At 69.1% G+C, this 12,075-nt stretch carries 15 protein-coding genes; 3 read left to right on the plus strand and 12 right to left on the minus strand.

Going from position 1 to position 12,075, the window contains the following annotated elements:
• A partial coding sequence (locus tag ACRX5S_RS39575; RefSeq protein WP_436778133.1) for a response regulator occupies positions 1-246 on the minus strand: 246 nt, incomplete at its 3' end.
• Positions 247-634: 388 nt separating this feature from the next.
• Between ACRX5S_RS39575 and ACRX5S_RS39580 the strand changes: the two genes are divergently transcribed.
• Positions 635-934 carry a hypothetical protein gene (locus ACRX5S_RS39580; RefSeq protein WP_436778194.1) on the plus strand — a complete coding sequence of 100 codons (300 nt, stop codon included), beginning with the start codon at positions 635-637 and terminating at the stop codon, positions 932-934.
• Between the two features lie 58 nt (positions 935-992).
• The gene (locus ACRX5S_RS39585; protein ID WP_436778134.1) at positions 993-2,027 is read left to right on the plus strand and encodes a TerC family protein; all 1,035 of its coding nucleotides are present in this window, start codon (positions 993-995) and stop codon (positions 2,025-2,027) included.
• Positions 2,028-2,142: 115 nt separating this feature from the next.
• On the opposite strand, the gene ACRX5S_RS39590 is transcribed toward ACRX5S_RS39585, so the two are convergent.
• From ACRX5S_RS39590 to ACRX5S_RS39605, 4 genes are all read right to left on the minus strand, one after another.
• Entirely contained in the window at positions 2,143-2,955 is an 813-nt protein-coding gene (locus ACRX5S_RS39590; RefSeq protein ID WP_436778135.1) for a glycosyltransferase, read from the minus strand.
• Positions 2,956-3,199: 244 nt separating this feature from the next.
• Positions 3,200-3,346 (minus strand): hypothetical protein, encoded by a 147-nt coding sequence (locus tag ACRX5S_RS39595; protein ID WP_436778136.1) that lies wholly within the window; start codon positions 3,344-3,346, stop codon positions 3,200-3,202.
• A 121-nt stretch (positions 3,347-3,467) separates the two neighbouring features.
• Complete coding sequence (locus tag ACRX5S_RS39600) at positions 3,468-4,031, minus strand: NADPH-dependent FMN reductase (RefSeq protein WP_436778137.1); 564 nt, start codon at positions 4,029-4,031, stop codon at positions 3,468-3,470.
• Between the two features lie 124 nt (positions 4,032-4,155).
• On the minus strand, positions 4,156-4,683 hold the full coding sequence (locus tag ACRX5S_RS39605) for an SRPBCC domain-containing protein (RefSeq protein ID WP_436778138.1): 528 nt from the start codon (positions 4,681-4,683) through the stop codon (positions 4,156-4,158).
• Positions 4,684-4,886: 203 nt separating this feature from the next.
• Between ACRX5S_RS39605 and ACRX5S_RS39610 the strand changes: the two genes are divergently transcribed.
• Positions 4,887-5,288, plus strand: a complete 402-nt coding sequence (locus ACRX5S_RS39610) for a winged helix-turn-helix transcriptional regulator (RefSeq protein ID WP_436778139.1) — start codon at positions 4,887-4,889, stop codon at positions 5,286-5,288.
• 233 nt (positions 5,289-5,521) lie between these two features.
• Here the strand turns inward: ACRX5S_RS39610 and ACRX5S_RS39615 are convergent, their stop codons facing one another.
• From ACRX5S_RS39615 to ACRX5S_RS39645, 7 genes are all read right to left on the minus strand, one after another.
• The gene (locus ACRX5S_RS39615; protein WP_436778140.1) at positions 5,522-6,271 is read right to left on the minus strand and encodes a hypothetical protein; all 750 of its coding nucleotides are present in this window, start codon (positions 6,269-6,271) and stop codon (positions 5,522-5,524) included.
• A gap of 98 nt (positions 6,272-6,369) precedes the next feature.
• A complete protein-coding gene (locus ACRX5S_RS39620) occupies positions 6,370-6,996 on the minus strand; it encodes a hypothetical protein (protein WP_436778141.1) in 627 nt (208 codons plus the stop codon).
• A 322-nt stretch (positions 6,997-7,318) separates the two neighbouring features.
• Complete coding sequence (locus ACRX5S_RS39625) at positions 7,319-7,918, minus strand: RDD family protein (RefSeq protein WP_436778142.1); 600 nt, start codon at positions 7,916-7,918, stop codon at positions 7,319-7,321.
• A gap of 641 nt (positions 7,919-8,559) precedes the next feature.
• Complete coding sequence (locus tag ACRX5S_RS39630; protein WP_436778143.1) at positions 8,560-10,038, minus strand: MFS transporter; 1,479 nt, start codon at positions 10,036-10,038, stop codon at positions 8,560-8,562.
• Positions 10,039-10,182: 144 nt separating this feature from the next.
• Complete coding sequence (locus tag ACRX5S_RS39635) at positions 10,183-10,611, minus strand: hypothetical protein (RefSeq protein WP_436778144.1); 429 nt, start codon at positions 10,609-10,611, stop codon at positions 10,183-10,185.
• Between the two features lie 68 nt (positions 10,612-10,679).
• Positions 10,680-11,477, minus strand: coding sequence for an SDR family NAD(P)-dependent oxidoreductase (locus ACRX5S_RS39640; RefSeq protein WP_436778145.1), 798 nt, complete (start codon positions 11,475-11,477; stop codon positions 10,680-10,682).
• Between the two features lie 84 nt (positions 11,478-11,561).
• A complete protein-coding gene (locus tag ACRX5S_RS39645; protein WP_436778146.1) occupies positions 11,562-12,071 on the minus strand; it encodes a MarR family winged helix-turn-helix transcriptional regulator in 510 nt (169 codons plus the stop codon).
• Positions 12,072-12,075: the final 4 nt, after the last annotated feature.

Consider the following 12,075-nt stretch of genomic DNA (forward strand, 5'->3'; position numbering starts at 1 on the left):
GATGAGCGCCTGGATGTGCGGGAAGCGGGAGCGGACCTCGCGGCACACGTCGATGCCGCTGCCGTCCGGCAGACGGCCGTCGAGGATGGCGACGTCGGGATTGAGGGCGGGGATGCGGCGGATGGCTTCCTGGGCGGAGGCGGAGTCGCCGACGACCTCGATGTCCGGCTCGGCCCCCAGCAGGTCGGACAGCCCGCGGCGGACCACTTCGTGGTCGTCGAGCAGGAACACGCGGATCGGTGTCATGGCAGGCTCATCTCTCGAACTGGCGTTCATTTCAGTGTCGCAGGAGTTCAGCGGGTCGGGGCCGCAGCCCGCGCGTGAGCACAACGGCCCCGACTTCGGGGAAGCGGGTCGAAGCGGACGGTGTGCGCAAGACGGTCGGGGAAGCGGTTGTCATGGTCTTTCCCGGAAAGGATCGACCCGGCAACGGCCGACTTGGCCTCAAGTCTCCTGCGAGGCCCGTAAGCCTCACAGGGCCGTTCGGCCCTGCTGTTCGTCCGGGACACAGGGCAGCGTCGACGCTGACTGTCCGGGCGCCGGTAGCCGCCGCGCGAGGTTCGAGGGGTAGCCGTGTCTGATCCTCTCCGGCGGTAGACGCCCACCCGGTCGATCTGGAGTCGGTGGACGCCTGGTGGCGGGCGGCCGCGTGCCCGGCCTGGGGCACAAGGCCGCCGACGTTCGCCAGCTCATGCAGGACCAACGGCCCCCCAACGCCTGGATCCGCGAGCACGGCGAGGACATGCCCGAGATCGACGGTCGGCGGCATCAGGTCCACGACGTCGTGATCGGGTTCATCGTGGTCGCTCTGACCGCAGTTCCCGCGCTGGCGTTCCTCCTCGCCCGCGCCCAGTACAGCCAGTCCGTCGCGGAGTGCGAGTCCGAACTCGACGTTCCTTTGCAATTCCATGGTGTTCCCTTGGTGTTTTGTTAGCATGGCGGGGCACTGCCGATCGCGTCGCCCGCGAGTGCCGGACAACGGAAGGCCAGCTATGGATGTGCCCCTGTGGCTGTGGTTCGTCTTCGCGGGGATCGTGGTGATCTCGCTCGCGGTGGACCTGTTCGCGCATCGCGAGGACCACGTCATCGGTTTCCGCGAGGCCGCTTGGTGGAGCGCCCTGTGGGTCGGCCTCGCGATCGCCTTCGGCGGGCTGGTGTTCTGGCAGGTCGGAACGACCGCGGGGGTGGAGTACACGACCGCGTGGCTCCTGGAGAAGAGCCTGTCCGTCGACAACCTGTTCGTGTTTGCGCTGATCTTCGGGTACTTCCGGGTGCCACGCGAGTACCAGCATCGGGTCTTGTTCTTCGGTGTGTTGGGCGCACTGGTCTTTCGCGGTCTCTTCCTCGCGGCCGGTGTGGCGGTCGTCAGCAAGTTCACCGCTGTGCTGTTCGCCTTCGCGGCGGTGCTCCTGTACAGCGCGTGGAAGCTCCTGAAAGACGAGGACGACAGCTTCGACCCCGGCCGCAGCTTGGCGGTCCGCCTGGTGCGCAAGGTCGTCCCGGTACGCGACGACTACGCCGGCAGCCGCTTCGTTGTCCGTGAGGCGGGTCGGCGGGTGGTTACCCCGCTGTTCGTGGTCCTCGTCGCGATCGAGGCCGCCGACCTGGTGTTCGCCGTCGACAGCGTGCCGGCCGTACTCGCGGTGAGCGACGAAGCCTTCATCGTCTACTCGTCCAACGCATTCGCGATTCTGGGTCTGCGCGCCTTGTACTTCCTGTTGTCCGGCTTGCTCTCGCGCTTCCACCTGCTGAGCAAGGGCCTGTCGATCATCCTCGCGTTCATCGGCGTCAAGCTCGTCCTCCAGGCCTCGCACAAGGTGATCAGCAAGTCGGTCCCCGAGATTCCCTCCCTGGTCAGCCTGTGTGTGATCGTCGTGGTGCTGACAGCCTCGATCGTGCTGAGCATCCTGCGTCCGCCGCCTCCCGACGAGGACGAGCCTGACGCACCCGACTCGTCCCATCACGAACACGGCGGCAACCCCGACGCCTCCACCGCTGAAGGCCTTCCAGATCGCCACGCGCCGTGAACGCGCGCACGATCGCGGACGATTCCGCGCGCCCCAACTGGCCTGCTCAGTCGTGCTGCTGAGCGAGCTCGACCGACGACACCAGCACGATCGCGGCCAGGGTGGGGGAAACGCATCAGGCGCAACCCGGAACACGGACAGCCTCACTCGGCGGCGCCCCGCGCGTGGTGCGGATGGCCTCGATCCTGGCCCGGTGGTACGCGTTCGCGATCCGACGACGACGGGCGTACTCGGGGCCTTTCACGGTCTGCTCCGGGTGGCGGCGATACGCGTAGACGGGTTCTCCGCCGAGGTAGTGCCCGCGGTGCCGTTCGGTCGCGGCCAACACCAGTGCGGTGTCCTCGCTCGTCGGCAGGGCCGGCCAACCGCCGACGTCCCACAGCGCCGACGTCCGCCACAACACCGCACACCCGTGAAAGGGCAGGAACCCGAGCCGCAGGTAGGTGTCGTACACCGCGCCGCGTTCTTGGGGTCCGGCTTGCAGGTGGTGGGGGAAGGCGATCCGCAGGCCGTCGCTGTGGAGGTCGTCGGTGAGCCCCGCGCACCACGCCGCGTCGCCGGCCTCGGCCGCCGCGAGGAGCCGGTCCAACCCGCCGGGCATCCATTCGTCGTCGGCGTCCAGCACCGCCGTCCATTGCGTGCGCACATGGGACAGCGCCACCGTACGTGCCGTCGACGGACCCGCGGCCCGGCCCGCCGCGATCAGCGTCAGCCGTCCATCCGGCATATGCGGACGGCACTTCTCCTCGACGACCTCGAACACATCCTCTGGAACGGCGTCCCCGTCCCAGCACACGATCCAGTCCAACGCGCTGTCTTGTGTCCCCAACGACCGCGCGGCGGCCGGCAAGTAGGGCAACGACTTGCGATACAACGCCGTGACGACCGAGATCCGGCTCTTTCCCCGTGCCGTCGGCTCCACCGACACGTGCACATCCTCTCGTTGTCGACCTGCCTCATCGGCTTCAATCTCGATGCCCGTACGTACGCCGGCCGGGCTCCCTGCGCTTTCGCGGTAGGCGACGGCCGCGACGGCCGCGGTGCGCGCATCCGCGACGACAGGCGTCCTACCTCGGCGGTGCGATCACCGTGGACGCACTCACCCTCGCTCTGGGCGTCGGCCAACTTCACGCCGCGCAACGCCAACCGCTCGACGTGGGTCATCCGGCTGCTCACGCGGCCGACCCTTGGCGGTCGGCCGGTTCCCACGGGTCGTGTGCGCAGAAGACCGATACCCGGTCGCCGTGGTCACGGACGAGTTCGCGGAGTCTCGCCTTGCCCAACCGCAGGTCGCGGTGGGTCTCGGAAGTCGTCTGCACGAAATCCAGCAGCGGGTGCCGTTCGGCACGGGCCGGAGTTCACGGTGGTAGTAGTAGGCGTCACCGCAGTGCAGGGGCCACATGTCCGAGCCGGGGTCCCCGTTCCTCGCCGCGTCAACGGTCATCCTCTGCGCAGGGGTGCGAGTGCGTCGGCCCAGGCGACGACTTCTGTGAACAGTTGTTGCAGAGCGATCGGCGGCCTCGGGCCGGGATTGAGGGTGCTGAATCCTTCGAAGTCCGTTGCCAGTGACAGGTTGACCTCTGTGCGGACTGCGGCCAGTTGCAGTGCCCCCGCGATGAGCCGCAGTTGTTCCGCGGCTCGGGCCCCACCGGCGGTGCTCCCGTAGGAGACGAATCCGACCGCCTTGTTGTTCCACTCGCTGTACAGGTAGTCGATCGCGTTCTTCAGGGCCGAGGGGATCGATCGGTTGTATTCGGGCGTGACGAAGACGTAAGCGTCGAATGCGTTGATCGTGGTGCTCCAGGCACGTGTATGTGCGTGCTCGTAGTCTCCCGACAAAGGAGAGCGCGGCTCGTCGAAGATCGGGAGCGCGTGATCGGCTATGTCCACGATTTCCACGTCGACGCCGCAGTGCTTCCTGCCGGTCTCGGCGACCCATTCGGCGACCTGCGGTCCGAGTCGGCCGGGGCGGGTACTGCCGAGGATGATCCCGACGTTCGTCATGTTTCTCCTGTGGGTGAGGGGGCGATGCTGGTCCGGCGCCGGTCGAGCAGGCGGGTCGATCGTGTTCGCGGCATGGAACGTTCAGTTGAGCCGCTTTTGGGACGTGTCGTCGTGTCGGGGCTCTTCACGGCGTGGACACGTTGGCGGGCTTCAGGGCTGCGGCGAGTCCGTTCAATCGCAGCCCCGTTGCGCCGCGCAGGTGCGGCAGGTCGTGACTGCCGTCTCCGGAGAACGTGATGAAAGCGACCTGCTCGGTCCACCGCAGCTGGGTGCCCTGTGGGCGTCGGGGATGCAGTTCCACGGTCACCAGCGACGCCCAGCGCAGTACGTCGTCGACTCGCGCCTCGTAGACGTGGACGATCCTTTGGGCGGGGACGATGTCGACGTACCGGGCCCGGTAGTCCAATCGCTCCGCAGGAGCGTTCAGGCTCGTGAAAACGCTGCGCGCCGTTTCGGTGCCGCCCACGCCGAAGACGTGGTGGTAAGCGGTCATCTTCCCCGGCAGTGCGAACCACCGACGGCGGATCGCCGGATCACCGAACGCCGCGAACACCGACGCCGGCGACTCGTCGAAGTCTCTATCGAGCGTGAACGTCTCGTGCCGTGGGCCAAGCACCGGGCCGGGCGTACGCCGGTGCGCCGATGTACTCATGCACCGACCTCACCGGCCGCGAGACGGCACTTTCGCGATGCGGTCGGATCTCGGTGTGGGGTCATGACGTCCTTTCGCGGTGTCGGCCCCGTCTGTCGGGCCACCGTCACTTACTATCAGTAAGAAACGTGGGATCACCGGTTTTACTCCGCCTCTCCCACACGCACTTTCATGTCACCTACGCACCCCGAAGGAAGAATCGCGTGGACGCCGCCCTGCGGGCAGAGCTCGACTTGCGAGGAGTCTCGCCGGATTGCCGGCAGACCATCGAACTCGTCCGGGACGTGCTCGCACGCGTCGGCGACAAATGGACCGTCTTGGTGATCAGTGCGCTCGCCTCCGGGCCGCTTCGATTCGGCGCCCTGCACGAGGAGATCGCAGGCATCTCCCACAGGATGCTGACCCGGACACTGCGATCGCTCACCCGTGACGGCCTCTTGACGCGAACCCCGTACGCCGAGATGCCACCCCGCGTGGAGTACGCGCTCACGCCCCTGGGCCATTCGCTCAACGAAGCCGTGTCCGGAGTCGTGCGTTGGGTCCAGAAACACCAGCCGGAAGTCATCGACAACCGGCTCGCGTTCGACCAGGTCGCGGGCACCTGAGTGGGTCCGTACACCGACAGTCAGAAGTCGCGTCCCAGGAACTGCGCTTCCACGGCCGCGGGACGGGATGCCAGGAGTTCCTCAAGATCGTTCGGCGAGATCATGCCAAGGTTCATCTGCGGAGTCCCGGTGACGACGGGCCTGGGCGGGACAGTTTGTAGGCCCGACGGACAGTCCGCCCGACGCAGTCATTCCGGCTTACCTTCGGCTTCCGTACGTGTCGGGTCACCGTCTCACCGCCGTCGCGCACGCGTGTGCCCCGAGTTCCTGCCTTTGACGAGTGGGGTGAGCAGCCACGCCGCGACGAATGCCAGCGTGCCCAGCGCTGCTCCGGCGATCGACTGCGGTGTCAGGCCCGGGTCGACGCCGAGTTTTGGTGCGAGCGCGTAGCCGACCGGCAAGGCCGCGGCGGCCGCCACGAGGCCGAGGTCGGTGGGTCCCCAGGCATCCAGGGCCAATGTCAGCTCGTTGTCGACGACCGCGCTGCGGTGCCGTGGCAACCACACCGCCAACCTGGCGAACACAGGGATCAGCGGCGTGCTCACGCCAAGGGCCAAGACGGCCATGGACGCGTCGTGGCCTGGTGTGTCGCGAGTCGCTTCGCCCCGATCGCCGGCGCGCACCTCGACCGCGCGGTCGCGCCACAGCGTGACCACCACGGTGTCGCCCTCCTTGACGTGTTCGATTATCTCGCCGGAATTGCGGACCGGGACGCTCCGGTGGGAGAAGCCCTCGCCGGTCAGCCACAGTTCGTGTCGGGCGTTGTTCTCGGCGTCGACGTCGATGACCGCTCGCACGACTGCGGGTACCTCGCGCAAGCAGTCACGCCGCGGAGGATCGCTCGTCGCGCACGGCCGTGCGTTGCCATAGGCGCGGTTCTCGTCCAGGAATCCGTTCAGGCGATGCGCCGTCCACGCGACGAACAAACCCAGGGCGACCGCCCCCGCGGCGAAACCGGCCGAGTACGTCCACAGTCTGCGCATGCGTGCGGACCGGCAGCGCGCGCACAGCTCAAGGACCTCTCCGTGGACGCAGTGCGGTCGGCGATGCCTGCCCGTCGGGGCGCCGGCTGCGGGGCGGTTCATCCGGGCAGGATCTGGCCGGCGGCGTCTCCGACCCCCGGTGGACGCACGTCGAGCCCGGTGACCGCGCCGATGACGGTGGTGAAGCCGACGGCCAGGGTGCGGAACGGCTCGGCGACCTCCGGTCCGAGGTCGAGTTCCCACCAGATGCGGTGATTGCGCGCGAGCCCGGCCAGCACCGCGCCGGGCCGTGTCTGCATGCGCTGGGTGATGCGTCCGATCGGCGTGCCGTCGGGTGCGTGCAGCAGCGCCCAGTAGTGCGGTTCGGCCTGGGTGGGCTTCTGGTCGCGAACCTCGCCGATGACGTGGCCCCTGGCGTCCTTGGCCTGGTAGGTCTTGCGCACCATGCCCTTGGTCTTCTCGAACGTTCCGACCGGGCCACCTCCGGGCGCCTGCACCTCGACCCGGGTCCGGGTGGACGCGTGTTTGACCACGGTGATCATCGGCCGGCCCGAGGTGTCGTAGACGACGACATCCAGCCGGGCGTCGTTGGGCCTGCGGGCAAGTGCCCGCCGCAGCGCGCCGATGGCCCCGGGCGCCTGGGGAATCGCCCGCCCGGCCGTGGTGCCGTCGGGGTATGCAAAGGCGCCGTCGGCGAGACTGAGTATGCAGTGGACACCGGGCACGGCCCACATCGGTATTCCCCGTTCATTGTTCGTTCGCGGACCAATGGAGGTCGGGACGGTAACCGACGAAGGATCACGCGTCACTGCCGGAATCCGGCAGCATATGACGAGTGGAGACTTCCACCCGGCTCACGCTTCAGGCCCGTCCGCCCCGAGCTGTCACCGCGTTGAGGTGCTGTTCGGCGATCGGGAACAGGCTGTCGTACCAACGGTCGGTGTGGTCCAAGCCCCCTGGCCGGGCGCGAACGTGGGGCCGCTTGCGCCTGGTTGACCGCGTCTTGAACGTTGTCGGGTGGCATGGTGCGCACGGGATCGGCCGCGCCTACCGTGTGCTCTCCACGCGGCTGAGGGAGAGCCAGTCGTGTAGTGCGCGGTTGCCCGGCAGGGCCATCAGCATCGGACCGAGCGCGGCGACGCCCGACCCCACCTGATAGGCGAGAGGCCGGTCGGTGCGCTCGGCGAGGGAGTACGCCCACGCATACGCGAACAGGACGATCGGCAACCCGAGCAGCACCAAAGACCGCACCAGGGTGCGGACCAGTCCCGCCCGCCCATACCCGCTGACGGACACCACCCGCAGGCCGAACACCGCCTTGCCGACCGTGCGGCCGAACGCCGCGTGCGCGAGCCACTCGTACACCAGCCACAGGGCCAATGCGACCAGCAGCATGGCCATCATGAAGGACGACACCGTCTTCGCCATCGTCACCACCGAGTCGCGCGCGGTCGCCTCCAACACGTCGGTGTCCAGGCCGGATTCGACGATCCGCTTACGGGTGCGCAGGCCGACCCTGCGCGCCTGCACCTGCACCACCTGTTGCACGACCGGCACCGCGGCCCACCCCAGCGCCGCCGTCGGCACCGCAATCAGCAGCCCGTCCACGACCTTCGCAGCGCACCGCCGCCACCCACACCGATCCATGCCCCCACCCCTTCCCCCCCGGATCGGCCGCCCCCCAGCGCGCCGCAACGGGATCCCCAAGACCGTTCCGGGACTTCAGTGTGCCCGGAACACCGCACGGCCGCCGCGATATCAGCCACGTACACGGCGGGGTCGGAGCAGTCCGGGCCGGCGGCCCCTGAGACCAGGGACACGCGCGGCCCGGCGGCGTCGACACCATACGTAGGCCGAATCCCGGGTCACGCGCGCCGCGTCCTGGCCTGCCCCGCAACCTCGTTCGCGCTCACGGCCGGAAGCGCAGGCAGGACCGACAGGCCACAGGGTGCGGTGGTGGCGCGTTCGGCGAGGGTCCTGGCCACGGCGCACCGACCGTCGTCCCACTGCCGGACACCGCTTGCGGAGAAGAATGCGACTGGGAACACCCGCGGTTCCGTTGCGGATTACACCCACGAGCCCTGATCCAACTCGCCGAAGACCTGCCGCCCGCCGTGCTCGCCCGATGCTCGGCCGCCACCTCCTCACCGCCGTGCAGTGGCGCGGCCGTGCGGCCGTGCGGTCGTCGACTGGTCCGCCTGTCTCCAGGCACGCACCACTGCGTGCCATCAGGCCGCGGGTGACCACTACCCAGAGCCTTCGCCCACCCCGGCTGTGGCCTGGTGCGGCTACGGGGTCGGCTTCGTGACGGGATTCGGCAGGGGCTCGGATGCGGGTTTTGGCAGCCCCAGGGTGACGACCGCGGCACCCAGCGCGGCGGCCGCCGCCAGGCCGAAGGCCACTTGGTAGGCGCGCAGCGTCGGGGTGGCTGTGCCGTGGTAGTCCAAGGTCAACTGGGTCAGCACGGCCGCGATTGCGGTGCTGCACAGGGACTGGCCGATCGTCCGCATCAGGGCGTTCAGGCCGGTCGCGGCCGCGGTCTGGGCTGCCGGCACGGCTTCGAGGACCAGGGTCGGCAGCGCCGAGTAGACCAGGCCCGTGCCCACCGAGCACAGCGTCGCGCCCGCGGTGATGGTGATCAGGTTTTCGCTGGTGAAGATGCGCCCGATGTAGGCGCCGGAGATCACCAGCGTGCCCAGTACGAGCGTCCAGCGTGCACCCCGAGCGGCGGAGATGCGCGCGGAGACCGGCGACAGCACGACGATCGCCAGGCCGCCGGGCACCAGGCACAGGCTGGCCGTGACCGCGGAGGTGCCCAGCCCGTATCCGGTGTCCTTCGGCGCCTGCATGAGCTGCGCGGTGGCCAGCCAGTTCCCGTAGAAGGCGAAGCCGGTCAGCAACGCCGCCACGTGCGGGAGCAGCACGGTGCGGCGCGCCGCGAGCCGCAGGTCCACCAGCGGTGCGCGGCACCGTAGTTGCTGCCAGGCCCACAGCGCGAGCACCGCCACGCCGCCGACCGCCAGGACCGGCACCGCAAGCGAGGCCCAACCCCAGTCGGCGCCCTTGGACAGCGCGAGGAGGATGCCGACGAGCCCGGCGGTCAGCAGCACCGCCCCCGGCACGTCGAACCGGCCCGGCGACCGCGCCGGAGAGGCCGGGAGCACCCACCACGAGGCTGCGGCACCCAGCAGCCCGAACCCGGTGGTCATCCAGAACAGTGCGTGCCAGTCGGCGTGTTCGACCACCACCGAGGACAGTGGCAGGCCCAGCGCCGCGCCGACGCCGACCGTGCCGCTCATCAGGGCGATGGCGGATCCCATGCGGTGTCGGGGGAGCACGTCCCGCAGCATGCCGGTTGCCAGCGGGACCACTGCGGCGCCGCTGCCCTGTAGGGCCCGTGCGGCGATCAGCACCCTGATGTCGGAAGTGACCGCGCATAGTGCCGATCCGGCGGTCATCGCCGCCAACGAGCCGATGAGTACGGGGCGTTTGCCGTACATATCGCCGGCCCGCCCGAGTACGGGGCTGAGCACCGCGCTGGTCACCAGGGTGGCGGTGAGCATCCAGCTCACGGTCGACGGCGAACTGCCGGTCTGTTCAGGCAGGTCCGGAAGCATCGGCACGACCACGGTCTGCATGACCGCCGTGAGGACGCCGCAGAACGCCAGCACCGGGACGATCAGACGGACCCGCAGCCCGCCCGCCGCGGCCGGACGGGGCTGCTTGGCGTCGGCGGTGACAGGCCGGTTCGTTCGAAGGGGTTGCACGCGTGCTCCCAGTTGTCGTGCAGGGCGGCGCGGTCGTCCAGATCGAATCGGAACGGCCCGGACGCAGGTGTCGGCCTCCCTGGGGCGGCAGTTGGCCCCGCTGCGTGGCTGCCGCAGGGGCACGACCGGCTGGGGCGGGCGGGTTCAGGGGAGGTACGTCTGGAAGATCTGGCCGAGGGATTCGTCGTTGTGTTCGGGGACGTCGTAGTACGTACGGATGACGACGGAGCCGTCCTCCTCGAAGCGGTAGGTCTCGATGCTCGACAGCACCGTCGGAGTGCCGTCGGCTGCGGTGAAGTGGTTCTCCATGACCCAGGCGACCTCGTTGCCGCAGATGAAGCGGGAGCCGGGCTGGACACGGAACTTCACGGTGGGCTGGAACAGGTCGAAGGGGTTCAGGCAGCAGTTCTCGAAGCCGTGCTTCTCGGGGGTGCCGACCGGGTCGAGCATGCGGAAGTCACCGGGGCCGACGGCGCGCCAGTTCGCCTCCCACGCTGCCTTGTCGCCGGCGTTCCACAACGCCACGTACTGGTCGGACCAGACGGTGAGCTGTTCGGTCGTGGGCATGGGCATGGGAACTCCAAGCGTTGTGAAGGGTGTTGGTGCGAGAAACTTGGTGGAGCAGGGCGGGCGGGAGCTGCTCAGACGCCGTAGCCGCCGTCCACGTCCAGCTTCTGCCCGGTGATGAATCCGGCTCGGTCCGAGGCCAGGAAGCACACGGCCTCGGCGATGTCCGCAGCAGTCCCGAAGCGGTGCAGCGGGATGTTGGCGCGTGCCACGGCGAGCGCGCGGTCGTCGAGGTCGCCGGTGGCGACGAGGCGGGCGGCCATGCCGTCGTTGAGCATGCCGGGGCCGACGCAGTTGGCGCGTACGCCGTAGCGGCCTTCCTCGGCGGCGAGCCCGCGTACGACCGCTTCGACGGCGCTCTTGGTGCAGGACGAGAGTCCGTCGCGGACCGGGAAGCGGCTGGTTGCGGCGGTGGTGACGGCGACCAGGCTGCCCTTCGCGGTGCGCAGGTGTGGCAGCGAGGGGTGAACCAGGTTGAAGAACGCCGCCGCGTCGCCGTCGAGTTGGTGCTGGTACTGCTCGGGGGTGACCCGGCTCAGGTGCAGCATCGGGACGTGCGGGCCGGACGCGTAGACGACGGTGTGGAGGCCGCCGAACACCTCGGCGGCCTCGTCCACGACCTCGGCGACGCGCGCCGCGTCGGTGAGGTCGAGCTGCCGGAGCTCGGCGCGTTGTCCGTGCCGTGTGCGGATCTCGTCGGCGAGCCCGGTCGCGGCCTCGGCGTTGCCGCGGTACGTCAGCAGCTGGTCGCTGCCGCGCTCGGCGAGCATCCGGGCGATCGCCGCACCGATGCCGCCGCTGGCACCCACGACCAATGCCGCGCCGCGCCGCGCGCCGAACTCTCCGCCCATGACCGTGCTCTCCTTGCCCACATGCTGATCTGACTGGGCGTCAGATTTGCAGGCGGGGCAGTGGGAGTCAAGAGCTGAACGAGGAAAAAGAATGAGTGACGTCACTCATTTATCTTCATCATGATTGGCTTCATGAGCTGTGCTTTCCATCGCACCGAGGAGCGACGAACCGAAGGACTGGAGTAGGCCGGTCAGGAGTTCGACGTCGGCTGTGGGCCAGTCGGTCACCGCTTCGCCCATCGCCTGGGCCCATTGGCGGCGGATCGCGGTGGTCAGCCGCTTGCCGCGCAGCGTCGCCGACACCAGCGTCGCGCGGCCGTCGGTCGGGTCCGGCACCCGCTCGGCCAGGCCGGCCCGTACCAGCGCCTCGACCTGCCGACTGGCCAGTGAGCGGTCCGCGTCCAACATCTCCGCGAGGCCCGAGACACGCAGCGGCCCGTGCTTCACGATGCGCGCCAGGGTCTGCGCCTCACCTCGGGTCAAATCCTGGCCGGCCCGGCCGGCCAGCGCCCGGTGCCGTTCACCGCTCCGGGTCGCCGTCATCACCGACTCGACCGCCGCCTGAAGCTCATCCAACAACCGGGCCCGCTCCCGGTCCACCCGCTCCTGCCCCACAGCC

The sequence above is a fragment of the Yinghuangia sp. YIM S09857 genome (assembly GCF_051388915.1).
In the GTDB taxonomy this organism is placed as follows: Bacteria; Actinomycetota; Actinomycetes; order Streptomycetales; family Streptomycetaceae; genus Yinghuangia.

Coding starts and splice junctions, on each gene's coding strand:
- ACRX5S_RS39585 (WP_436778134.1), top strand. CDS start 993: ATGGATGTGCCCCTGTGGCTGTGGTTCGTCTTCGCGGGGATCGTGGTG.
- ACRX5S_RS39600 (WP_436778137.1), bottom strand. CDS start 4,031: ATGACGAACGTCGGGATCATCCTCGGCAGTACCCGCCCCGGCCGACTC.
- ACRX5S_RS39605 (WP_436778138.1), bottom strand. CDS start 4,683: ATGAGTACATCGGCGCACCGGCGTACGCCCGGCCCGGTGCTTGGCCCA.
- ACRX5S_RS39615 (WP_436778140.1), bottom strand. CDS start 6,271: ATGCGCAGACTGTGGACGTACTCGGCCGGTTTCGCCGCGGGGGCGGTC.
- ACRX5S_RS39625 (WP_436778142.1), bottom strand. CDS start 7,918: ATGGATCGGTGTGGGTGGCGGCGGTGCGCTGCGAAGGTCGTGGACGGG.
- ACRX5S_RS39635 (WP_436778144.1), bottom strand. CDS start 10,611: ATGCCCATGCCCACGACCGAACAGCTCACCGTCTGGTCCGACCAGTAC.